This is a genomic window from Flavobacterium fryxellicola (assembly GCF_900143245.1).
Classification (GTDB): Bacteria; Bacteroidota; Bacteroidia; order Flavobacteriales; family Flavobacteriaceae; genus Flavobacterium; species Flavobacterium fryxellicola.
Genome location: NZ_FRDK01000001.1, coordinates 139,958 through 163,923, shown reverse-complemented (window position 1 = coordinate 163,923; position 23,966 = coordinate 139,958). Strand labels below are relative to the sequence as shown.

The window sequence follows — 23,966 nt, the reverse complement described above, 5'->3', positions numbered from 1 at the left end:
AAGTCTTTAAAAAATAAAGATAGTTAAAAAACAGATTAAATCAAAACAGCACCATTTCCAATTTTGTCACAAATGTACTGCCCATTTTGGCAATAGCCAACTAATTCGTCCTTAATAAATTGCAAAACTTTTTCGGTGGTGTTTTCGGGATACAAAACATGTACATTGGCACCAGCATCCAGCGTGAAACAAACTGGAATTTTAGTTTCATTTCTAAATTTCCAGATCGCATTTATGATTTGTAAGGTGTTCGGTTTCATCAATATAAAGTATGGCATGGAAGTCATCATCATGGCATGTAAAGTTAGCGCTTCACTTTCTACAATTTTGATAAATTCCTCCAGATTTCCACTTTCGAAAATAGCAATTAGTTGGTCTAAATTCTCATGCGCTTGTGCAAATCGCCTTTCGGCAAAAGGATGGTCGTGCATCAAATCGTGACCCACAGTACTCGAAACTTGTTTTTCGCCTTTGTCAACTAACAAAATAGTGTCTTGATAGTTTTTGAAATTATCGTGAATGGCATGTGGAAATTCCACTCCAAATAAATCAGAGCTTGTAGGGATATTTGCTTGATTTCCCCAAACTACCACTTGTCCTTTCACGCTGCGGCAAGCACTTCCAGAACCCAAACGCGCCAGCATAGAAGCTTTCTGAAAAAAATAGTCGTCGGTCATTTCTGGATTTAATGCTTTTTCTAAACTCATCAAGTTCATTGCCAGAGCTGCCATTCCTGACGCCGAAGAAGCAATCCCAGAACTGTGCGGAAACGTATTCTCTGTGTCAATCGTAAAATGATAGTCTTTTAAAAAGGGCAGATAGATTTCGATTCGTTCTAGAAACTTTTGAATTTTTGGCTTGAAATCTTCTTTAGTTTGTCCTTCAAAAAGTAAATCGAACGAAAAAGAAGCGTGGTTATCTTTTTTGGCGAAAGCCAATTTCGTAATCGTCTTGCAGTTGTTTAAGGTAAAACTAACTGATGGATTTGCAGGAATTTGGTTGTCCTTTTTCCCCCAGTATTTGACAAGGGCAATGTTGCTGGGAGCGCTCCATTGAAAAAAACCACTTTCAACCGATTGTGTGTAGTGTGATGGAATAAACTCGTTTGCTGTAATCATGAATGATAAAATTTACGCAAAGATACTTTTTTTGGGTTATTTGTTTATTTGTTTAGATGGTTAATCGTTAGAAAGATTTAAGTAATTTTGGCTCACATTAGAAAAACACAAAAATGAATAAAATCACCCGAATATTAGCAGTTGTTGTTACTTGTCTTGTTATTGGTTATTTCTCAGGAAACGTAACTCGTTCTGCGATTACCACTTGGTATCCTACGTTAATTAAACCAAGTTTTAATCCACCCAATTGGATTTTTGCGCCCGTTTGGAGTACGCTGTATGTGATGATGGGCGTTGCCGCAGGATTAGTATGGAACCGCATAGAGGAAGAGCGGGATTTGGTCAAGAAAGCATTGGTTTTCTTTGCCATACAATTAGGTCTGAATGCCTTGTGGTCGTATTTGTTTTTTGGTTTGCAGAACCCAATGTTAGCCGGATTAGAAATTATTGTGTTGTGGCTAATGATATTTGAAACCTACATTCAGTTTGCCAAAATTAATAAAATCGCGGGTTATCTTTTTATTCCGTATTTGGCTTGGGTAAGTTTTGCTGCGGTATTGAATGGAAGTATTTGGTGGTTGAATAGGTAGTTGGCAGATTTCGGTCGCAATGATCACTTTGTATTGGAATGAAAAAAATAAATTATTTTTTAAAATCTTACAGCTTCTTAAATTCTAAATTCTTGGTGGTTAAAAAATCCATCATCGATAAGACGTTACTATTTTCTGTAACGGTTTTTGATTTCGGGTCAGCATCACAAAATTGGAGAAACAAGTCAATTTCATCCAGTTTTAACTTTAAGTTTTCAAGATAAAATTTCTGGTTACAACTTGCTTTTGCTAACACTGTAAATTCTATTTGAGGGACTTCGTGCTTGATTTTTTCTTCTTTTTCTTTAATGAATAAGCCTAAAATCATACCGCCAATTCGCAATATGTCCATGCCGTTTTCAATTTTTCCGGTATAGACTCCTATTACTTTTGGTGTAATGGCAGCTTTTTCTAAAGCCATTTTATCGAGTTTTCCTTGTTCCCACTTTGCATCTTTACTTAATTTAATAGCAGGCATTTTTGTGAGTACTACTTCCTTTAGTTCTTCTGGTTTAAGACTTAGTTCAACCGTAATAAAAGTCTTGTCAAGAGATTTTTCGTCAATTAAAACCTTCTTCAGTTCATAGTTTTTAGAAACAAAAACAATTAAATCATTCGCTTTGGCTACAATAGAAAATTCACCATTTGCACCTGAAACGGTAACTTTTTTAGAGTTTGCATTGATGACTTCTACATTAGGAACAATACTATTTTCAAAGTAGATGTGTCCTTTAATTGTTTTTTCGGTTTGAGAGAAACCTGTCTGATAGGTAAATAAGAGAATTATACTGAGAAGTTTTATTTTCATACATTTCTAATAAGCTACGGGTAAAGTTATTAGATTTGTCTTAAGAAAAACTTAGAAAAGCCGTAAAGTCTTGTTAATTAAATTTAGTAAGATTTTATTTTATAGAATTCGCCACAATAAACCCGCTAGTCCACGCATTTTGGAAATTAAATCCTCCTGTGATCGCATCAATGTTTACGATTTCTCCAGCAAAATAGAGGTTTTCATGCAATTTGCTTTCCATGGTTTTAAAGTTGATTTCTTTTAAATCGATTCCACCTGCAGTTACGAATTCCTCTTTAAACGTACTTTTTCCATTGACTTGAAAAGTGCCATTCGTCAATTGATTCGTTAGGTTTTGTAGTTGTAATTTTGATAAATCAGCCCATTTTGTTTCGGCTTCAATTTCGGAAGCGAGCACTAAACTTTCCCATAATCTATTGGTTATTTCAAAAGGTGATTTCTTTGAAACCGCTTTTTTAGCGTGTTCTTGTTTTAAATCTTTTAGCTTTTTTTCAACATCTGCTTTGTCTGCATCATTCAACCAGTTCACGAAAATCGTAAACTGATAATTTTTGTCATGCAATATGCGAGCACCCCAAGCGGAGAGTTTCAAGATGGCAGGTCCACTCATTCCCCAATGGGTAATTAGTAACGGCCCAGTTGATGTGAGTTTGGTGTCCTTTACTTTTACGGTTGCTAATGTTGCTACACCAGGTAATTCTTTTATTCTGGAATCTTTGATATTAAACGTAAATAGGGAAGGAACGGGAGTAATAACGGCATGCCCAAAAGACTGCAGCATTTCCCAGATTTTAGGATTGCTACCTGTGGCTAGAATTAGCTTTTCAGTGAGGTAATTTTCAGTTTGGGTTTCGATTTTCCAAAATTTCTCTCCAGACACTTCAGGATTGAAAATAGATTGCACGCTTTGACCGGTAAGCACTGCAATTCCCAGTTTTTGAGTCGCTTTTATAAAACAATCAATGACGGTTTGGGAAGAATTAGAAATGGGAAACATACGTCCGTCCGCTTCAATTTTGAGTTCCACACCGCGTTTTTCAAACCATTCTATTGTATCGCCAGAACCAAACTGATGAAAAGGACCACGCAATTCTTTTTCGCCACGCGGATAAAATTTCACTAATTCATTTGGTTCAAAACAAGCATGTGTAACATTGCACCTGCCGCCGCCGGAAATGCGAACTTTCTGGAGTACATCGGCGCCACGCTCTAAAATGGCAACTTTTAGTTTTGGATTTTTTTCCACAATATTTATCGCTGTAAAAAATCCTGCTGCGCCACCGCCTACTATTATAATATCAAAATTCTGATTCATTTTTTTTAACCATTAAGGGAGTTAAGATTTATTAAGTTAATCATCAGCTAGCCTCGAAAAATATTCATTAATCAAAGGTTTTGAGGATTTTGTTATGTTAGTAGTATTAAAATTAATAAGTAATCCTTGGGGAATACTTAATAGTTTCATGTAGGTTAATAATTTGGCTTCATCGATTGGATGAAATTTTTCAACTGTTTTTAACTCAACAATAATGCAATCATTAACTAATAAATCCAATCGCAATGGATGCGTTAATTCTAAATCATAGTAATCAATTTCGACATTAAATTGTTGCTTAACATTGTAACCATTTTTTTCTAGCTCATATTTTAAGCATTCTTCATAAATTTTTTCCAATAAACCTGGCCCTAGTTTTTTGTGAACTTTTATGGCATATCCGATAATTTCATAGGATAATTGAGTAATTTCTTTTTTTGTCATAAACTGAACTTTTTAACTCGTTTCATAATTGAATTAACTCACTTGATGGTTACCAAATAAAATCTTATTTGGAACAGAGATTATGTTACTATAATTTTTTAAATCATTAAGAAAGTTAAGATTTTTAAGTTTATTGTAGGGCTTGAAAAATATTTTTTAATTAAAAATTTATATAATTTAAAGACTTTTAATTTGTTAAGTATTTTTTATTGTTACTAAATGATTTCGTTACTTAATTGTACCATCTCTTTTTTTTCAAAAACAAAGTAAATACTTCATTGCTTAACTGCCTTAATTCTCTTAATGGTTCAAAAAAATTTGGTTCATCTTTTTTTCATAAACAAATTATATACTTTAGTACTTAACTAACCTAATTCTCTTAATGGTTAAAAAAAATTAGGACTCATATTCTATTCGGGAAATCAGTGATGATTCCGTTTACGTTGAATGTTTTTATTTTTTGAATATCTTCTAATTCATTGATGGTCCAAGGAAAAACCTGCAATCCTTTTGCTTGAATTTGCGCCGTATTTTCTTTTGTCAATAAATGAAAATACGGATGAATCGATTTTGCCTGAATGAATTTGGCGAAAGCCAAAGCCAAGTCTAAATCGGTTTCTGTTAAAACACCAATTGGGATTTTAACATTTAAAAACGCTACTTGTTGCAAGGCATTCCAATCAAAACTGGAAACTAAAAAGCGATCGTATTTCCATCCTTTCTTAGTGACGTATTTTTCAATTAGTGTAACTACTTTATCTGTTGCTTCGTAGCTTTTAAGTTCAATATTAATAAAGCAATCTTGGTTTACCAAATCAAAAACCTCCTTAAGTGTTGGAATTTGCTGCGGCAGTGCGGCTGAAAGCCTCTGGTTTTGCGTTTGATTTACTCGAAAAGCCTTCAATTGGCGCAAAGATAATGCATTTACAAATCCTTTTCCATTTGTTGTTCTATCAATGGATTCGTCATGAATAACCATGATTTCTCCGTCTGCGCTCAAATGCACGTCGAGTTCAATACCGTCCACTTGCATGTCTAATGCTTTTTGGAACGAAACCAAAGTGTTCTCGGGTTCATGTCCTTTTGCGCCACGATGTCCAATTTTGAGCATTGCCTTTTTATTTTTGGTAAAGGTAAACATAAAAAAAACGCCTTCATTTCTAAAAGCGTTTGGATCGTTATGGGTGAGGTGAATAATATGCGTACAAAGTTCTAAAACCGTATAGAATTTAGTTTTTTGGTTTCGTCTCCCTCTCCTTTGGAGAGGGTTGGGGAGAGGATTCCAACAAAACAATATCAAATTCAGAATCAATTGTAACTTTTCCTTTTACAACTACCACTTCTTTTCCGGAATAGGTGTCTTTTAAAAGCGTTCCATCTGCAAAAATAGCATTTACAGCAATTTCTTTACTACCAATAGCTGCATCTAACGCAACTACGACAGCGTCGGTATAATTCTCTTTAGAAAAAATTCTGGAAAAAGTATACGGTTGAGCCGAAATTTGCTTGTGAATTCCTGCTCCAACCGACGGGTGGTTTTTTCTGAACTGTCCTAATTTTTGCCAATGCAAAAGTACTTTTTGTGTTTCTGGATTCGATTTGATGTCTTCCCAATTCATGAAGGAACGCAAAGTAGCATCGCCTTGCGTGCCTTCGATCACTAACGAACGGGCACTTTCGTCGCCGTAATACACTTGAGACATTCCCGGTGAAAGCAATAATTTAGTACCCGCTTCTTTGCTTTTGGTACGTTTAGCATCAAAAGGGCCACCATCATCATGTGACGACAAATAGTTCAAAACGCTGTAGCCTTTCAGTTCATTATTCAGTTTGCTTGAATATTTGGAGAAAATAAATTCATAGTCTTTTTGTGCATCCCATTTGAATTCAAAATTGATCATGTTGTTGAAACCATTTTTGAAATAGTTAATTTTTTTGTCTCCAAAATCAAAATCTTGTCCGCCGCTGATGCCGTAATTGTATACTTCAGCAATGGTATAGAAGGAATTGTTATCCAATACTTTTGTAGGATTGTTTTTCTTCCAAGTAGCAAACGCATAATCACATTGCGTTTTAAATTCGGCCCAAACGGTTTCATCTGTATGTTTTACGGTGTCGCCCCTGTAACCGTCAATTCCATATTCTGTGATGTAATCGGTCAACCATTTGATGATGTAATACTTGGGAGCTCTTGGATATCCAGTACGTGCAAAAAACACATCGAGTTCTTGTACCTCTTTTTCGTAACGTCCTTCTTTTTTCCATTTTTCGACTAGAAAAGGCGGTAGCGCTACGTTTTGCAAACTTTCCGTTTTTATATCTGGAAGGTTTGATACTAGTGTGCAAGCCGTTGTATTCTCGAAAGATTGGTAATCACAATTTGGTCCCGTACGTACCCATTCACTTGGCCATACCGTATCTTCAGGAGTTACTGGACCCGTATGATTGATGACGCCATCTAGAATGATGCGGATTCCGTGTGCATGTGCTTTTTGAACTAAGGCTGCTAAATCTTCTTTGGTGCCAAAGTTAGGGTCTAAGTTCGTCCAATCTCTGGCCCAATAGCCATGAAAAGCGTAGCTTAATCCCGTTCCTTCATCGACAGCATCGTGGATTTGTTCTACAATTGGTGTAAACCAAATGGCATTTATTCCCAATTTGTCAAAATAACCTTCGTCAATTTTTTTCGAAATTCCTTTGATATCGCCACCTTCAAAACCACGCAGTTTTCCTGCTGTTTTGTTTCTTTCAAAATTAAGATCGTTTGCTAAGTCTCCGTTATTAAAACGGTCCGTCATTAAGAAATAGACAGAAGCTGCTTCCCACACGAAAGGGGTTTTGTTGCTCTCAGAAACAGTTTTTGTACTAGAGCAGCTATGTAGTAAAGTCATCGTTGACAATAAAAGTAGGATGGAATATTTTTTCATTTTTTTTATTTTAGTTCTAAAATTAAAACCGACTTAGGTTCAATGGTGATTTCATTAGTAATGTCAAAAGTAACTTCAGAAATCACATCTTTTCCAGAGGTAAAGCCTTTGCTGTTTTCTTTGAAGCGGTCTGTTTTTAACGTTTTGGTTTCATTACTGTTGTTTATTAAGACCATGATGGTTTCCTCAGCATTGTATCTAAAATAGACGTAGGTGTTATTTTCAGGAATGTAATGCGTCATTTTTCCCGAGTGTATAACCTTTTTTGTTTTTCTCCAATGGAATACTTTAGACGTAAAATCAAAATACTCACTTTGTCCTGGTGTTCGTCCTTCTTTGATGAATGCATTGTTTTGATCGCCTTCCCAACCACCAGGAAAATCTTGACGAATGTCTGCATCACCTTTGTTTTTATCACCAGCCATGCCTATTTCACTGCCGTAATACAATTGTGGAATGCCTCGAACCGTTGCCAATAGGGTCATGGCCATTTTGTATTTTCTAATGTCATTTTCGTAGGTTTGGTTGAATCGATTGGTGTCGTGATTCTCCACAAATAGCAACATGTTGTTTGTATTTGGATACAGAAAATCATTCGTAAAATTATCATAGATTTTCACCATTCCTTTGTCCCATGCGCCTTCATCTTCGTTGAAAACTTTGCTGGTCGCCTCGTATAATGTAAAATCCATTACACTGGGTAGGTACGAATTGTAATTTTGGATCGCCGCTATTTTACTGTCTTTTTGCCAATACGCCATTTGCGCTTGACTTTGCATCCAAACTTCCCCAACAATATTAAAATTGGGGTATTCATCAGTTATGGATTTTGTCCATGTTGCGATTCCTTTTGGGTCTGAATAATTATAGGTGTCTACTCTAAAGCCATCCAAATCAGCGTATTCAATCCACCAAATTGCATTTTGAATTAGGTATTTTAAAGTCAAAGGATTCTTTAAATTTAAATCAGGCATTGTAGGAACAAACCAGCCGTCTATCGCGATTTTTTTATCAATTTCGGAGGCATTGGTATCATGAAGAACGGTTCTTTTGTGATTGGTCTGCGTGTAGGTGTCAAATTGATTAATCCAATCTTTCGTAGGGAGATCTTTGATCATCCAATGTTCAATTCCCCAGTGATTGGTTATGTAATCCATAACTAGTTTCAGATCTTTTTTGTGCATTTCAGTTGCCAGACGCACATAATCTTCGTTGGTTCCGTAGCGCGGATCTATTTTATATACATCAGATTGTCCGTAGGTGTGATAGGAATAAGCGGCGTCGTTATCCTCACAAAGCGGTGTGCTCCAGATGGCAGTTGCTCCAAGTGCAGTAATGTAATCTAAGTTTTTTATGATTCCTTCAATATCGCCACCGTGTCTACCGCCCGGTAAATCTCGGTTGTATTTTTCTTTAGTGTAGTTTCCGTTATCGTTGTTTTTGTTTCCATTGGCAAAGCGATCTGGCATTAATAAATACATCATATCCGAAGAATCAAAACTTTTGCGTTGCGCAGACTTTTCTCTTCGTTTCTTTAAACTGTATTTTTGTGTAAGTGTTTCTTTTTTGTTGCTTTTAAAAGTAAATACGAAGTCAGTTGCTCCTACTTTTTTGGTGTCAATGGTGACAAAAATGTAGTTGGGATTTTCGGTTCTTTTAACGTTGGTGATTTTTATTCCATTTGAAGCTGTAACTTGGTATTGTGCAATGTCTTTGCCGTAGAATAATACTTGCAACTCAGGATTTTGCATACCTGCGTACCAAAACGGCGGTTCTACTTTGTCGATTTGAGCGTGTAAAGTTAAAGACATAAAAAAAAGGAATAAAGTTATTTTTTTTATAAAGCTCCTGAAGATAAACGGTAAATTAATAATTTTATTCATTATCAAATCTGTTTTTAGTGTTTTAATTTCTCTCTTTAATTCAAACTGGTGCCTATTTTTTTTCCTTTTCAAACTTTGGTAAGTAAACAATCCCAATAGGAATTGGGATTGTTTGTTAGCTCAACTGTGTTTTTAATCAAATGGTAGGACGAACTGAAAGTTCCGATAATTGTTTTTATACAGTAACTAAATTCTCAGACTTAACTACAATTGGCTGACCGTTTACTATGATTTCCAATTCCTTAGTGCCATCAATGGAAAAAGTAGTTTCGTTGTGATTGATTGCGACTTTTAAAATTTGGTTTCTAAAGTTTATTTTAAAGGAATAGCCTTCCCATTCTTTCGGAATTTTTGGAGAAAAATGAAGTTTATCCTCTTTAATTCTCATGCCTCCAAATCCTTCTACAATGCTCATCCAGGTACCAGCCATTGAGGTGATGTGGCAACCCTCTTCGACCTCCTTGTTGTAATCATCTAAATCTAAACGTGAAGTTCGCAAGTAAAACGTGTATGCCATATCCATTTTGTCCAACAAAGCAGCTTGAATCGAGTGAACGCAAGGCGAAAGAGAGCTTTCATGAACCGTAAACGATTCGTAAAATTCAAAATTGTTTTTCAGTTCTTCTTTCGAAAAATGATCTTCAAAGAAATAAAAACACTGTAAAACATCGGCTTGTTTGATATATGGCGAACGTAAAATTCGATCCCAAGACCATTTTTGATTAATAGGTCTTTGGCTTTTATCAAGGTCGGCTACGGGGACTAATTCTTTGTCCAAGAAACCGTCTTGTTGCAAGTATACGTTGTGCTCTTCTGAAAAGGGAAAGTACATATTATCCGAAACCTTCTTCCAAGATTGTAATTCGGAATCCGTGATTTTTACTTTTTCCGTAATTCTTTTGTGATCTGAAGGGTATTCCAGCGATACTTTTTGAATTTGTTCGTAGGTATATTCCAAACACCATTTTGCAATATAATTCGTGTAGAAATTATTGTTTACGTTATTCTCATATTCGTTTGGACCTGTAACTCCCAGAATGACATATTGGTTTAAATTAGTTGAAAGATTCGCTCTTTGATGCCAGAAACGGGCAATTCCTATTAGTACTTCCAACCCTTTTTCAGGAATGTAGCTGTAGTCGCCAGTGTACCTGTAAAAATTATAAATGGCAAAGGCAATGGCTCCATTTCTATGAATTTCTTCAAATGTAATTTCCCATTCATTATGACATTCTTCACCGTTCATGGTTACCATGGGATACAAAGCAGCACCGTTAGTAAATCCTAATTTGGCTGCGTTTTCAATGGCTTTGTCCAACTGATTGTAGCGATACGTTAACAAGTTGCGAGCTACTTCTTGGTCTTTGGTCGCCATGTAAAACGGAATGCAATACGCCTCAGTGTCCCAATACGTAGAACCACCGTATTTTTCGCCTGTGAATCCTTTGGGTCCAATATTCAAGCGAGAATCTTTTCCTAAGTAGGTTTGGTTCAGCTGAAAAATATTGAAACGAATGCCTTGTTGCGCTTTTACATCGCCATCAATAGTGATATCTGACATTTCCCAAATTTTTGCCCAAGCGTCAATTTGATCCTGTAACATTTTGTCGTATCCTAACGCTAAAGCAGACTGAATTACTTTCTCAGCAGCGGTAACGGTATTTTCATGGTTTAAGGAAACGGTGTAGCCGCCAATTTTTTGGATAGATGATTTTTGGCCTTGAGCCACAATTACATCATAACTAAATTGAATTTTATCAGCGGTCGCATCAATATTAGATGGCGAGATAGCGGTTTTTTCACCATTTGTCAAAATGGTATTATGCATAAAAGTAGTTGCCTTGAAATGTGTTTTGAAGGTTTGTGCCGTTACAAAAGCCTCATTTCCTGATTTTTTTACATCAAGCGGTTCCCAAAATTTTTCTTCCCAGTTGGCATCTTCATTGGTGACACCAGCATCAATATACGGTTTGTAAATTATTTTTGCATCCTTGTTTAAGGGTGTGATTTCATAATTGATATATCCAACTTCATCTAAATTTAACGACAGAAAACGGCGCACCTTTACAGAAATTTCGGTGCCGTTTTTTAAGGTAGCGTCAAAAGATCGATGGTACCAACCTTCTTTCATGTTCAGTTCACGGCGAAAATTTTTAACTTCAGAGCACGCATTCAAATCTAAATTTTCTCCATTGATTTCAATGTCGATACCAATCCAATTTGGCGCATTTAAAACTTTGGCAAAATATTCTGGATATCCATTTTTCCACCAGCCCACTTTTGTTTTGTCAGGATAATAGATTCCGGCAATGTAACTTCCCTGGAATGTTTCCCCAGTATAATTTTCTTCAAAATTAGCTCGTTGTCCCATGGCTCCGTTGCCAAGACTGAACAAACTTTCAGATGATTTTACGCTCTCTACATCAAATCCTTCTTCTATGACGGACCAATTATCTGGTTTTATATAATCTTGATTCATTGTTTTGTATGGTTTAAAGTTTAAAAAGTTTTAGGCTTAGAAGTATAAAGTCTGTGAAATGGATCACAGTTGACTACTTTCTACCTTTTTGGGGCTTTTTATACTATCTTTTTAGGTTCTAATTAATTCCTCTATGAAATCCGTATCGATTGCTGTAAAATCTTTAAAGATGTATTTTGCTTCATGTAAAATAGATCCTTCACCAATTCCTACACTAATCATCTTTGCGATGTTTGCTGCTTGAACTCCCGCTACTGAATCTTCAAAAACAATGGAATGCTCGGGATTTACTTTTAATAGCTTCGCTGCCATCAGGAAAACTTCAGGATCCGGCTTAGCATTGGTAACATCGTTTCCATCAACAATAGCATCAAAATAAGATAATAAGCCTGTTTTGTCTAGAATAGGTCTGGCATTTTTACTAGCAGAACCTAACGCGATGGGTTGCTGTTTTTCTCTTAGAAATTGCAAAATGGGAAAAACTCCTGGAAGGATTTCGCTTTCATTCATGTCCACTAAATAAGATAAATAATCCTCATTTTTTTGAACTAACCATTTGTTTTTATTTTCTTGGGAGGCTTCGACTTTCCCTAATTCTAAAATTATATCCAGGGATCGCACGCGGCTCACTCCTTTTAATAGTTCGTTGTGTTCTAATGTAAATTCGATACCTAACTGGTTTGCAATTTTTTTCCAGGCTAAATAATGGTATTTGGCGGTGTCTACAATTACGCCGTCTAAGTCGAATATAAATGCTTTCTTAATCATTTATTATTATTTTGGAGTTGTCATTTATGGTAAGCGCGATGATTCCGGCAAGAATCATGGAAGCTCCACCAATCAAAAGCGCGTAAATAGGTTCACTATTAAAAAATTTAGACACTAAAAATCCTAAAATTGAAGCAGCAACTAATTGAGGAATTACAATAAAGAAGTTGAAAACTCCCATATAATATCCCATTTTGTCAGAAGGCAATGAACCCGATAACATAGCATAAGGAATAGATAAAATACTAGCCCAAGCAATTCCAACACCAATCATTGGAAGCCATTCCATAGTAAAGGCTGTGGGTTCTTTTATAAAGTAAATCGAAATAAGGCCAAGACCGCCGCAAACAAGTGCCGCAAAATGGGTGAATTTTCTACTGGTATATTTAGCTAATACTGGCAATAAAAAAGAGGCCAATGCAGCAATTAAATTATAATTGGCAAACATTTCGCCCACTTGATTCGCTCCTGTATTATAAGCGTTAGAGGTCGTGTCTGTCGTGCCGTAAATATGTTGTGTAACCGCAAGGGTGGTGTAAATCCACATAGAGAAAAGCGCAAACCAAGAAAAGAACTGGACCCAAGCCAATTGTTTCATGATTTTTGGCATAAACTGAAAATCATTCATAATGGTTACAAAGCCATTTTTAGTATGGTTTGCTTTTTGCATCAATCCAGAAACCAACATAGCCAGTCCTCCCAAACCAATTAATCCCAGTGACAGAACGTATAAGTCTTTCTTTAAATCGTAATAATAGATTGTAAATGAAAACAAGATACTGATCAGTAGGAACAAGATTCCTTTTGTAAGATGTGATTTTGCATTAGAGGCAAACCATGCAACAGAATGTTCTTCCTTTACAAAAGTGGCGTCTTTGTGTTGTTCGAAAGCGGCCAATTCTTCTGGGGAATATTCTTTTGAACGGATCACAGTCCACAGCACAGCAAGGAGAAATACAATTCCACCAAAATAAAAGGAATATTTTACCGAATCAGGAATAATTCCCAACGGAGCTGTATTTTGAACGCCCAAATGAGTAAAAATCAAAGGTAGTTTTGAAGCGAAGTAGGCACCAATACCAATAAAAAAACTTTGCATGGCAAATCCCATGGTACGTTGTTTTTCTGGAAGGTTATCTCCAACAAAAGCACGAAAGGGCTCCATAGATACGTTTATGGAAGCGTCCATAATCCAAAGCATTCCTGCTGCGACCCAAAGTAACGGGGAATTAGGCATTATAAACAACGCTGCTGATGCAAAAATGGCACCGGCCAAAAAATAGGGTTTTCTTCGACCTAATTTTGTCCAGGTTCTATCTGAAAAATAGCCAATAATGGGTTGAATAATTAATCCGGTCAACGGAGCAGCAACCCATAAAATAGGGATGTCATCAATATTTGCACCTAAAGTCTGAAATATTCTACTAACATTTGAGTTTTGCAAGGCAAAACCCATTTGAATTCCCAGAAATCCGAAACTCATGTTCCAAATTTGCCAGAAACTTAATTTACGCTTTTCCATTATCGTAATTTAGAAATTAATACGATAAGCGCTATGCTTATCAAAACTTACCTTATTTTCGAAGTAAAAGTTAAAGCTTTGATGGGTAAATATAAAAATATATTTCAAACTTTTGTTTTTGAGAAACAAAAAATAGAAAACTTTAGCAACTACAAGGTTGTAGTACTATAAAAATTAACAAACAAAAGCTAATTCGTTGATTCTCTTTCGATCAAATGGGTTTCAATTACTTCGGTTTTATAGTTTTCGTCTTCCTCATGTTCTTCAGATTCGAGTCTTTCAATAAGCATTTTTGCGGCCTTGTTTCCCATTTTTATACCACTCTGACTCACTGTTGTGATTGTGGGAGTAGAATATTTAGAAATTATGCCATCCGTAAAGGCGATAACGGCTAGATCTGTAGGTACATTGAGTCCTATTTTATTGGCAGTTTTAATGATGGTGACAGCAAATAATTCATTTACAGCAAAAACGGCATCAATGGCTTTGTCTTCTAATAGTTTTCCAATGGTGATTTCGCAGGTATCCACATCTTCTATCTTGATAATTAGGTTTTCATTGAAGGGGATGTCATTGTCTAAAAGTGCTTTGATGTAGCCATCTGTTCTAAGTTTACCCACACTCACGTAATCTACAGTGGTCACTAAGGCAATTTTTTTTCGGCCTTTGTCAATCAAGCTTTTAACGGCTTCATACGCTGCTAATTTGTCATCTATAATAACTTTATCACAAAGAATTTCATTGGTGACTCTGTCAAACATGACCACTGGCATGCCTTGATCAATCACTTCAGAAATGTGATGGAAATCGCCTTTGAATTGGGTTTCTTTGGACAGTGACATAATGAAGCCATCGATACTGCCGTTTGCCAGCATTTCCATATTTAGAACTTCTTTGTCAAAGGAATCATCTGAAAGACAAATAATTACACTATAGCCATTTTCGTTGGCAACTTGCTCAATTCCATTGATGACGGTAGAGAAAAAATGGTGTACAATCTCAGGGATAATAATTCCAATAGTTTTGGTTTTTCTATTCTTTAAGCTAAGCGCAATATTGTTGGGTTTGTAATTGTAGAATTTGGCGAAAGCCTGTACTTTAAGTCTCGTTTCTTCGCCTATTTCGAGACTGTTTCTAAGTGACTTGGAAACGGTAGAAATGGAAACGTCTAATTCTTTTGCAATTTGTTTAAGCGTTATTTTCCTTTTCATGGTAAAATGGGGTAAAAATTTATTTCTTACTAAAGGTAAAATTAAATTTTACAAATGGTAATTAAAGTGGTAAAAATTTAAATAAATCAGAAAGTTTTCAACACTATTACGTTTTCGTAACCCTATAAAATTTGGTCGTTGTCGGGAGTGCTAAAATTTACATAAATTTAACATTCGAAGTACTAGTTAAGCTTGAAAACTCAAGAAAAATTAAATTAAATTAAACAAAAAGTATGAAAACAATTTATAAAAAGTTGTTAATTTTATTACTGCTACTCCCTTTTAGTGTTCTGGCTCAGAATACGGTGGGCGGAACTGTTCTGGATAAAGCATCTGGACAACCAATTCCGGGGGTAAATGTAAATGTACAGGGTGCCGCAAATGGAGTTTCTACTGATTTTAATGGTAAATATCAGCTGACAAATGTAAAAAGAGGTGACAAAATCGTTTTTTCTTATATTGGTTACATGAACACCGTTGTAGATTACGTAGCTCAAAATTCATTGAATGTATCATTGGAAGAAGATGCCAATCAATTAAAAGAAGTTGTGATCCAAGTGGGTTACGGAACGGTTAAGAAGAAAGATGCTACAGGCGCTGTAACTGTTTTGACTTCAAAAGATTTTAATAAGGGGCCAGTAACATCTGCAGATCAAATGATTCAAGGAAAAGTGGCTGGTTTACAAATCATCAACGGTGGAGGTTCTCCAGGTGAGGGCGCCACTATTAGAATTAGAAGTGGATCGTCTTTATCTGCAAATAACGATCCTTTGTATGTGATTGATGGTGTGCCAGTTGCTGCTGGTGGAGTAGAAGGTAGTAGAAATCCATTGACTACAATCAATCAAAATAATATCGAGTCTATTTCGGTTTTAAAAGATGCTTCGGCAACTGCTATTTATGGTTCTCGTGCTTCGAATGGGGTAATTATTATTACAACCAAAAAAGGAAAAGCGGGTGATATGCAAATAAACTATAACGGAAATTTCCAAGTATCTGAAATCACCAATAAAGTAGATGCTTTGTCAAGTACACAATTTAGAGATTTTGTTACTGCTAACGGTACTGCTGCGCAACAAGCCCTAATGGGTGCTGCAGATACAGATTGGCAGGATCAGATTTATAGAACTGCTATTGGTACGGATCATAATGTATCCTTGAGTGGAGGTTCTGATAACATCGTTTATAGAGCATCTGTAGGTTATGCTAATTTGAATGGTATCTTGAAAAGAGACAACTTGGAGCGTACTACCATGTCTGCTAATGTAACAGGGAACTTTTTGGACAATCATTTAAAAATTGAGTTGAACAACAATACGTCTCTTATAAACAGTAACTATAGTAATCGTGGCGCTATTGGATCAGCTATTCGTTTTGATCCTACACAAGTGGTTAGAAATGCGGATGGTACTTTTTTTCAATGGTATACCTCTCCAACAGAGATAAACCAATTGGCGGGAAGAAATCCTTTGTCTCAAATTGAACAACAAAATAGTTTTGGAACTGCCTATAGAAGTATTGGAAATATCCAAACGGAATATAAATTGCATTTTCTACCGGAATTGAAGGCGGTTGCTAACTTTGGTTACGATCAATTATCAGGAAGATCTTTTGGTAATACGGAAGCAAATTTTCTAAATGGACTTGCAGGTTCAGGATTCAATAATACCTATGAAAAAACACAATCTCGTTTCAATAAGTTGATGGATTTGTTTTTAAATTATAATAAGAAATTGGAGTCTATTGATACACAATTAGACGTAACAGGAGGATATTCGTATCAAGATTTTAGAGAGTCTTTTTATGCTTCTAATTTTAATTTCCAAAGTAATAACACTACGGTAGATCCTAACTTTCCATCCCGTATCAATTTGCAATCGTTTTTTGCAAGAACAAATATTTCAGTTGCTGATAAGTACTTATTAACCTTGTCTTATAGACGTGATGGTACTTCAAGATTTACAGAGACGAATCGTTGGGCTAATTTCCCTGCAGTCGCTTTGGCTTGGAAGTTGAACGAAGAAAATTTCTTGAAAGACGTTGAAAGTATTTCTACTTTAAAACTTCGTGGAGGTTGGGGTATTACCGGACAACAAGATATTGGAGTTAGCTATCCGTCTATTCCTCTGTATTTAGCTTCTAATACAGCTGCTCAATACCAGTTTGGAAGTGATTTTTATACCACATATAGACCACAACCTTATAATAGTAATTTGAAGTGGGAACAAACCACTACTGTTAATGCAGGTTTGGATTTTGGATTTGTGAACAATAGAATAAACGGTAGTGTAGATTTATATAAAAGAACTACTGAAGATTTATTATTGTACACTCAAAATCCTTCTTTCTTCGGATTCTCAAACTTTGATAATTACAATGTAGGAACGATAGAAAATAAAGGAATTGAAATTGCAGCAGAAGTGATTCCTTTTCGCAATGACAATTTTGAATGGAGAATTGGTGGAAACGTAACGTTCCAAGATTCTAAAATTACGAAGTTGACTACTACGCAGCCCAACACGCCAGGAATCAACATTGGCGGATATGAAGGCGCTACTGGAAATACGATTCAAAACCACCAAGTAGGATTTGCACCAAGTTCGTTTTATGTTTATGAGCAAGCGTATGGTGTAGATGGAAAAGCAATAGATGGCGTGTATATCGACAGAAACAAGGACGGATTGATTACACAACAAGATAAATACCGTTTTCACAAACCTGCAGCGGACGTTTTCTACGGTTTCAATACAAGTGTAACCTACAAAAACTTTGATATGGGTATGAACTGGAGAGGATCTTGGGGGAACTACAATTACAACAATGTAGATTCTAGTAAAGGATTTTACAATAGCGTTCTGATTAGAAATACGGATTTATCAAATGGTGTTGAAAATCTTTTGGAAACCGGTTTTCAATCGAATGATACCAAGCGTTTCGAATCGGATTACTACATTCAAGATGCATCTTTTGTAAGATTAGATAACGTAAGTGTTGGATATACTTTCAATCAAAAAGACAAAGCTTCTTCATTAGTAAAAATGACATTGTCTGCTCAAAACGTTTTGATAATTACAAAATATGAAGGATTGGATCCAGAGATTTCTGGAGGTATCGATGGGAATTTATACCCACGACCAATTACTTTTACGTTAGGTTTAAACGTTAATTTCTAATACAAATAACAAGAAAAATGAAAAAGATACAAACAAAATTATTGGGTATTTCATTGTTACTGTTGGTGGTTTTATTCCCATCATGTACCGATGATTTGAACCAATCTCCAGAGGGCAACGTAGCTGTTCCAGGTGATCAATTTTTTAGCACGCCAGAGTCGTACAAACAAAATTTAGCTAAATTATATGCAGGATTTGCTACATCAGGTCAAACGGCTGCAGGTTCTCCAGATATCTCCGGAATTGATGAAGGCGAAAGTCAGTACATCAGAGGATTTTGGTTGATGCAGGAATTGACTACTGATGAAGCGGTAATTGCTTGGAATGACGGAACCATAAAAGATCTTCACTCACAAACGTGGACTTCTTTAGATCGTTTTATCACAGCTACATTTGCTCGTTTCTCTTTCCAAATCGTAAACTGTAATGAGTTTCTACGACAAACGACAGATGAGAAATTAGCCGCTAGAGGTCTTGACGCAGCTTTGATAGCTGAAATTAAAACCTACAGAGCAGAAGCCCGTTTCTTAAGAGCAATAACCTACTGGCATTTAATTGATATGTTTGGTGGTGGTTCATTGGTAACTGAAAATTCACCAAGCACATTCTTTTACCCGGAGTACGCTACAAGAGCGGAATTATACAAGTTTGTTGATGAGGAATTAACAGCAATTATTCCAGAATTGAAAGCGCCAAAATCAAATGAAGCGTATCGAGTAGATCAAGCAGCAGCATGGATGTTACAAGCCAAGTTGTATATGAATGCTAAAGTTTACATAGGTACAGATAACTATACAGGGGCTTTGCCTTTGGTAAATAAAGTCATTGCATCGGGGTACGCGTTACATAACAATTACAACCAATTGTTTTTTGCAGACAATGATAAAAATGGAGCGCAAAACGAATTCATTTTTGCCATTGCATTTGACGGTCTTAGAACGCAAACTTATGGTGGAACTACGTTCTTGACACATGCTCCAGTGGGTGGTTCGATGAAAGCTTCTGAATTTGGAATCAACGGGGGTTGGGCTGGAATCAGAACAACATCTGCATTTGTTGACAAGTTTAGTGCAAACACTACGGATGCAAGGGGTCAATTTTACACGGATGGACAAACGAAAGAAATTGTTAATATTGGAAACTTCACCGATGGATATGCTATTCAAAAGTTTAGAAATGTAACAGTAAACGGAGTTCAAGGTTCCGATAAATCAGGTGATTTCTCTGATTCCGATTTTCCAATTTTCCGTTTAGCCGATGCTTATTTGATGTATGCTGAGTGTGCAGTTGTTGGTAAAGTAGGTGATCTTGGAACGGCTAGAGGGTATGTAAATGCATTGAGAACCAGAGCAAATGCTTCGATGATAAGCACGCTTACTGCTGATGCAACAGGTGCAACTTTAATTCTTGACGAAAGAGCAAGAGAATTACACTGGGAAGGACACAGAAGAACGGATTTAATACGTTTTGGTAGATTCTCAGGTGGTAGTTATTTGTGGCCTTGGAAAGGAAATGTAGCTGGTGGAGCGCCAACTCAAGCGTTTAGAAATTTATTTCCTATTCCTGCTACTGCATTGTCATCAAATAATAAATTACAACAAAACCCTGGATATTAATAACTATAAAAAATAAATAAAAAATGAAAAATATAACGAAATCAGTAATTGCTTTATTTGCGGTACTTGCTTTGTCTTGTAGCGTAGAGGATGTAGAAGATAGACCAGTAATTCAAGGAATTGATACTCCGGAACTAGTTGCTCCTGAAAATGATAAATCATACGTTTTATTAGAAGAAAATGCGAATGACGTTGCAGAACGTTTTGTTTGGACGAAAGCAACATACGATGGAGATGTAGAAATTGGATACAAACTTCTAATCGACGTTAAAGGTGGTGATTTTACAAAAGCAATTGAATTAGGAGGGACTTCTGGTGCTACTCAAGTTGAGGTTACGGTTAAAACCTTAAACAATGCAATAATTGCTTTGGGAGGTACACCTGATGTGTTAGGTTCTTATGATGTTAAAGTAATGTCAAGTTTGTCAGGAGTTCAAAACATGATTTCTAAAACTCCATTAACTATTTTGGTGAATGCATACACAGGATTACTTGCTTATTCATTTACTGATTGGTATTTAATAGGTGGCGCAGTTGAAGGTGGTTGGGATAATAATGTTGACACAAAACACCAACCTATGTTTAGAGGTGGAGTGAATCCAAATATTTATAAATTTACAGGGTACTTTAATGCCGGTAATTTTAAGCTAATTTCTGTAAAAGGGAGTTGGGCTTCTCAATTAGGGAATGCAGGAAATAACACTATTGAAATTAAAGATAATGCAGGTGAATTTACAATTTCAGCTTCAGGATACTACACTTTTACATTTAACGTCGAAACGTTAGCGTACACTTTAGTTCCTTATAATGCTGCTGCGGCTTCAGTTTATTCAAGAATTGGTTTCTTAGGATCATCTAGAACGGGTACTGATGCAGGTTGGTCTGGCGATGATTCAGAAATGACTGTTTCAGCATTTAGTCCACATGTTTGGTCGATGAATATTTCTTTATTTGATGGTAAAGGGAAATTTAGAGCAAATAATGCTTGGGATAAAAACTGGGGAGGAGATACGGAATTTTCTGGATTTACAGGTAATGGTGCTAGTGGAGGAGATATTCCAGTTGCTAAATCAAAATACAAAATCTATTTCAATGATTTAGATGGTAGCTATTTGATGTTGCCAAATCAAGAATAATTTGTTTTAAAAAATTTAAGGGCTATCTGTGTGATAGCCCTTTTTTATTTTCTAATTTAATCATAATCGAACTATGAAAAAAATTATACTTTTACTATCGCTTTTTTGTTCAATGGCAGCATTTGCTCAACAACAAGCAGTTACTTATAGCATTAATCCAGCTACTTTTGAAGAAACAACTTCTATAACTATTACCATAAATGGAAATAGTTTTAGTGAAGCAAATTGGGGAATAACTGGAAATGCTTTGTACATGTGGGCATGGTCTTTTGATCTCAATGATGCTAACATTGCTGATTGTCCTACAAATGGTGCGTGGACTGCATCCAATGAAGCGAACCGATTTACGTATAACGCAGGTTCAGATACCTATACAAAAACCATTACTCCTACTACCTTTTACAACAGAAATGGAATAGGAAGAATCGGTTTCTTGGTCAAAGCCAAAGACGGTACAGGAGATAAAAAATCACAAGATATACTAGCCGAAGTAGGTAGCTTTCAAGTGACCCTAACTGCTCCTACGGAAAATAGCGCTACTATAATTGCATCGGGCGGAGGTTTGACTGTTGCTGCTAGCAATACTGGTGGTGCCGCGAGTTATGTCTTGAAAACAAATGGGACAACTTTAAACTCAAATACTTCAACGGCCAGCTATTCCTTCAGTCATACCAATATAACTACGAATCAAAATTACGAGTTATTAGTTACCCAAGGAGCAACGACAATTATAAAAAAATTCAGCGCTATCGTCAACCCAAATGCGATTAGCGCAGCATTGCCAGCAGGTTTGGTAGATGGAATCAATTACAATACTACCGATGTAACAAAAGCGACTTTGGTTGTAGATGCTCCATTTAAAGACTTTGTATATGTTGCAGGAAGTTTTAATAATTGGCAACCTACAGCTGCTTATGCAATGAAAAAAGATCCAGCTTCTACTAAATTCTGGTTAGAGCTTACGGGTTTAACTTCAGGTACGCCTTATACGTACCAATACTGGGTGGTGGACCAAACTCCTATTGCTGGGACACCTTCATTGGTAAAAACGGCAGATCCGTATTCAACTTTGGTCTTATCTCCTTTTGATGATGGTGGTATTCCGACTTTAAGTTATCCTAATCTTCCGGCATATCCGGCAGGACAGGAAAGAGAAGTTACCGTTTTGCAAACTGGAAAAACGCCATATTCATGGAGTAGTGCTACAACAAATTTTATCAAACCAGCTAAAGAAAAATTAGTGGTCTATGAATTACTGGTTCGGGACTTTGATGCCAGCAGAAGCTATCAAGATTTGATTAATAAAATCGATTATTTCAAAAATCTGAAAATAAATGCGATAGAATTAATGCCAGTGATGGAGTATGAAGGCAACGAAAGTTGGGGATACAATACCTCTTTTCACATGGCTTTGGACAAATTTTATGGTACTTCAGATAAGTTGAAAGAGTTTGTTGATTTATGCCATCAAAACGGAATAGCCGTTATTCTTGATATCGCCCTGAATCATGCTTTTGGAAGAAATCCAATGGTACGGATGTGGATGAATGATCCTGACGGAGATGGTTGGGGTTCTCCTTCAACCGAAAATCCGTATTTTAATACCACAGCAATGCACAGTTATAATGTAGGGGAGGATTTCAATCACCAGCAACCTAGAACACAGAATTATGTTCAAAGGGTTATTAAACAATGGGTTGAAGAATATAAAATTGACGGATTTCGTTGGGATTTAACCAAAGGTTTTACCCAAAACTGTCCTGCAAACGTAGCTGGTGGTCAAGAAAATTGTACGGGAAGCAAGCAACAAGATAGGGTAGAGGTGTTGCGTAAATATGCAGACTATTCTTGGGGTTTAGATCCAAGTCATTATGTTATTTTCGAACATTTGGGCGGTAATGATGAAGAACAACAATGGGCCAATTACAGGCTGAACGAAACGCCAAGCAAAGGCGTTATGATGTGGGGAATATTGACCTCGGAGTACAATAATTTAACCAAAGGTTATGCAGGTAATATTTCAAGAATGAATGCGACAAGCAGGGGTTTTACCGCACATCGATTGATGGGTTATGCAGAGAGTCATGATGAAGAGCGCTTAATGTATAATAACATACAGTCAGGAAATAGTTCAAACCCGGATCATAATGTTAAAACATTAAACGTTGCACTGTCTAGAATGTCCGCTTTAGGAGCCGTTTCTTTGCTGGTTCCAGGACCAAAAATGATTTGGCAATTTGGAGAACTAGGTTGGGAAAATTCTATTTTTACGTGTAATAATGGAACAGTAAACTCTCCTTCAGATGGTACTTCTGGGGATTGTAAACTCGATACAAAGCCGCAGCCACAATGGACAAGTAATTGGCTTGGAGATACCAACCGTAATAAAATTTATAATGATTGGGCCAAAATGATTACATTGAAAACGGTCGAGCCTGTATTTTCAGGAACTGCCACAATTAACAATAATAGTTCGTTATTTCCGAATATCAAAATTACGAATAGTGCATTGGCGTCAAGCCAGCTGAAAGATGTTTTGATTGTCGCTAATTTTAATGTAATACCACAAAATGTTCCTTCCGGATTTCCATATACAGGAACTTGGTATGACTTAATGGATAATACGGCTATTACTGTGATGAGTACGTCAGCGGCAATTACGTTGCAACCTGGAGAATTTAAAATTTACGGAAACAAAAGTGCCTCTTTAGCAATAGCCGATTATGAGAAAGCACCATCGATTGTGTTGTACCCAAATCCAGCGTCAAATTACTTTACATTAAATGAACCGATATCTAAAGTTCAAATTTTTTCAATTACGGGACAAATGGTTAAAAGTTTTGAGGCAAGTCAAGCTGCAGGATATCATTTTTCGATTAGTGACTTGAATCAAGGCCTGTACATCGTTAAAACATTTGATGAAAATAATGGAATGAAAGTATTGAAATTTTTAAAAAATTAATACTCTTATCA

The 23,966-nt window shown here is 36.2% G+C and carries 16 protein-coding genes; 5 read left to right on the top strand and 11 right to left on the bottom strand.

What is annotated here, in order from left to right:
* Nucleotides 1-35 precede the first annotated feature (35 nt).
* Nucleotides 36-1,118: a diphosphomevalonate decarboxylase gene (locus tag BUA03_RS00680; protein ID WP_066083103.1), complete on the bottom strand. Its 1,083-nt coding sequence runs from the start codon at nucleotides 1,116-1,118 to the stop codon at nucleotides 36-38.
* Nucleotides 1,119-1,231: 113 nt separating this feature from the next.
* On the opposite strand from BUA03_RS00680, the gene BUA03_RS00675 reads away from it, so the two are divergent.
* Entirely contained in the window at nucleotides 1,232-1,708 is a 477-nt protein-coding gene (locus BUA03_RS00675; RefSeq protein ID WP_066083101.1) for a TspO/MBR family protein, read from the top strand.
* Between the two features lie 67 nt (nucleotides 1,709-1,775).
* Here the strand turns inward: BUA03_RS00675 and BUA03_RS00670 are convergent, their stop codons facing one another.
* The 10 genes from BUA03_RS00670 to BUA03_RS00625 form a co-directional block, all read right to left on the bottom strand.
* Nucleotides 1,776-2,516, bottom strand: a complete 741-nt coding sequence (locus BUA03_RS00670) for a hypothetical protein (RefSeq protein WP_066083100.1) — start codon at nucleotides 2,514-2,516, stop codon at nucleotides 1,776-1,778.
* Between the two features lie 94 nt (nucleotides 2,517-2,610).
* On the bottom strand, nucleotides 2,611-3,834 hold the full coding sequence (locus BUA03_RS00665) for a BaiN/RdsA family NAD(P)/FAD-dependent oxidoreductase (RefSeq protein ID WP_066083099.1): 1,224 nt from the start codon (nucleotides 3,832-3,834) through the stop codon (nucleotides 2,611-2,613).
* 36 nt (nucleotides 3,835-3,870) lie between these two features.
* Nucleotides 3,871-4,278: a GxxExxY protein gene (locus BUA03_RS00660; protein WP_066083096.1), complete on the bottom strand. Its 408-nt coding sequence runs from the start codon at nucleotides 4,276-4,278 to the stop codon at nucleotides 3,871-3,873.
* A gap of 403 nt (nucleotides 4,279-4,681) precedes the next feature.
* A complete protein-coding gene (locus BUA03_RS00655) occupies nucleotides 4,682-5,389 on the bottom strand; it encodes a glycerophosphodiester phosphodiesterase (RefSeq protein WP_066083192.1) in 708 nt (235 codons plus the stop codon).
* Between the two features lie 118 nt (nucleotides 5,390-5,507).
* Nucleotides 5,508-7,205, bottom strand: coding sequence for an alpha-amylase family glycosyl hydrolase (locus tag BUA03_RS00650; RefSeq protein WP_066083094.1), 1,698 nt, complete (start codon nucleotides 7,203-7,205; stop codon nucleotides 5,508-5,510).
* Nucleotides 7,206-7,210: 5 nt separating this feature from the next.
* Nucleotides 7,211-9,016: a glycoside hydrolase family 13 protein gene (locus BUA03_RS00645; protein WP_245792539.1), complete on the bottom strand. Its 1,806-nt coding sequence runs from the start codon at nucleotides 9,014-9,016 to the stop codon at nucleotides 7,211-7,213.
* 247 nt (nucleotides 9,017-9,263) lie between these two features.
* Nucleotides 9,264-11,567 (bottom strand): glycoside hydrolase family 65 protein, encoded by a 2,304-nt coding sequence (locus tag BUA03_RS00640; protein WP_066083092.1) that lies wholly within the window; start codon nucleotides 11,565-11,567, stop codon nucleotides 9,264-9,266.
* A gap of 111 nt (nucleotides 11,568-11,678) precedes the next feature.
* A complete protein-coding gene (pgmB, locus tag BUA03_RS00635; RefSeq protein WP_066083090.1) occupies nucleotides 11,679-12,335 on the bottom strand; it encodes a beta-phosphoglucomutase in 657 nt (218 codons plus the stop codon).
* Entirely contained in the window at nucleotides 12,328-13,857 is a 1,530-nt protein-coding gene (locus BUA03_RS00630; RefSeq protein ID WP_066083088.1) for an MFS transporter, read from the bottom strand. The genes pgmB and BUA03_RS00630 overlap by 8 nt, the downstream gene beginning before the upstream one ends.
* A gap of 188 nt (nucleotides 13,858-14,045) precedes the next feature.
* The gene (locus BUA03_RS00625; protein WP_066083085.1) at nucleotides 14,046-15,068 is read right to left on the bottom strand and encodes a LacI family DNA-binding transcriptional regulator; all 1,023 of its coding nucleotides are present in this window, start codon (nucleotides 15,066-15,068) and stop codon (nucleotides 14,046-14,048) included.
* Between the two features lie 233 nt (nucleotides 15,069-15,301).
* Here BUA03_RS00625 and BUA03_RS00620 point away from each other — a divergent pair, with 233 nt between their 5' ends.
* The 4 genes from BUA03_RS00620 (at nucleotide 15,302) to BUA03_RS00605 (ending at nucleotide 23,955) form a co-directional block, all read left to right on the top strand.
* Nucleotides 15,302-18,241 carry a SusC/RagA family TonB-linked outer membrane protein gene (locus tag BUA03_RS00620; protein WP_066083083.1) on the top strand — a complete coding sequence of 980 codons (2,940 nt, stop codon included), beginning with the start codon at nucleotides 15,302-15,304 and terminating at the stop codon, nucleotides 18,239-18,241.
* Between the two features lie 17 nt (nucleotides 18,242-18,258).
* A complete protein-coding gene (locus BUA03_RS00615) occupies nucleotides 18,259-19,857 on the top strand; it encodes a RagB/SusD family nutrient uptake outer membrane protein (RefSeq protein ID WP_066083081.1) in 1,599 nt (532 codons plus the stop codon).
* A 23-nt stretch (nucleotides 19,858-19,880) separates the two neighbouring features.
* Nucleotides 19,881-20,993, top strand: coding sequence for a SusE domain-containing protein (locus BUA03_RS00610; RefSeq protein WP_066083079.1), 1,113 nt, complete (start codon nucleotides 19,881-19,883; stop codon nucleotides 20,991-20,993).
* A 73-nt stretch (nucleotides 20,994-21,066) separates the two neighbouring features.
* Nucleotides 21,067-23,955 (top strand): alpha-amylase family glycosyl hydrolase, encoded by a 2,889-nt coding sequence (locus BUA03_RS00605; RefSeq protein ID WP_066083076.1) that lies wholly within the window; start codon nucleotides 21,067-21,069, stop codon nucleotides 23,953-23,955.
* The last annotated feature ends 11 nt before the right edge of the window (nucleotides 23,956-23,966 follow it).

Bases quoted from the DNA above. Each gene is read 5' to 3' on its own strand.
- BUA03_RS00645 (WP_245792539.1), bottom strand. From the start codon at position 9,016: ATGTCTTTAACTTTACACGCTCAAATCGACAAAGTAGAACCGCCGTTT.
- BUA03_RS00665 (WP_066083099.1), bottom strand. From the start codon at position 3,834: ATGAATCAGAATTTTGATATTATAATAGTAGGCGGTGGCGCAGCAGGA.
- BUA03_RS00650 (WP_066083094.1), bottom strand. From the start codon at position 7,205: ATGAAAAAATATTCCATCCTACTTTTATTGTCAACGATGACTTTACTA.
- BUA03_RS00605 (WP_066083076.1), top strand. From the start codon at position 21,067: ATGAAAAAAATTATACTTTTACTATCGCTTTTTTGTTCAATGGCAGCA.
- pgmB (WP_066083090.1), bottom strand. From the start codon at position 12,335: ATGATTAAGAAAGCATTTATATTCGACTTAGACGGCGTAATTGTAGAC.
- BUA03_RS00625 (WP_066083085.1), bottom strand. From the start codon at position 15,068: ATGAAAAGGAAAATAACGCTTAAACAAATTGCAAAAGAATTAGACGTT.
- BUA03_RS00610 (WP_066083079.1), top strand. From the start codon at position 19,881: ATGAAAAATATAACGAAATCAGTAATTGCTTTATTTGCGGTACTTGCT.
- BUA03_RS00660 (WP_066083096.1), bottom strand. From the start codon at position 4,278: ATGACAAAAAAAGAAATTACTCAATTATCCTATGAAATTATCGGATAT.
- BUA03_RS00680 (WP_066083103.1), bottom strand. From the start codon at position 1,118: ATGATTACAGCAAACGAGTTTATTCCATCACACTACACACAATCGGTT.
- BUA03_RS00670 (WP_066083100.1), bottom strand. From the start codon at position 2,516: ATGAAAATAAAACTTCTCAGTATAATTCTCTTATTTACCTATCAGACA.
- BUA03_RS00630 (WP_066083088.1), bottom strand. From the start codon at position 13,857: ATGGAAAAGCGTAAATTAAGTTTCTGGCAAATTTGGAACATGAGTTTC.
- BUA03_RS00675 (WP_066083101.1), top strand. From the start codon at position 1,232: ATGAATAAAATCACCCGAATATTAGCAGTTGTTGTTACTTGTCTTGTT.
- BUA03_RS00615 (WP_066083081.1), top strand. From the start codon at position 18,259: ATGAAAAAGATACAAACAAAATTATTGGGTATTTCATTGTTACTGTTG.
- BUA03_RS00655 (WP_066083192.1), bottom strand. From the start codon at position 5,389: ATGCTCAAAATTGGACATCGTGGCGCAAAAGGACATGAACCCGAGAAC.
- BUA03_RS00640 (WP_066083092.1), bottom strand. From the start codon at position 11,567: ATGAATCAAGATTATATAAAACCAGATAATTGGTCCGTCATAGAAGAA.
- BUA03_RS00620 (WP_066083083.1), top strand. From the start codon at position 15,302: ATGAAAACAATTTATAAAAAGTTGTTAATTTTATTACTGCTACTCCCT.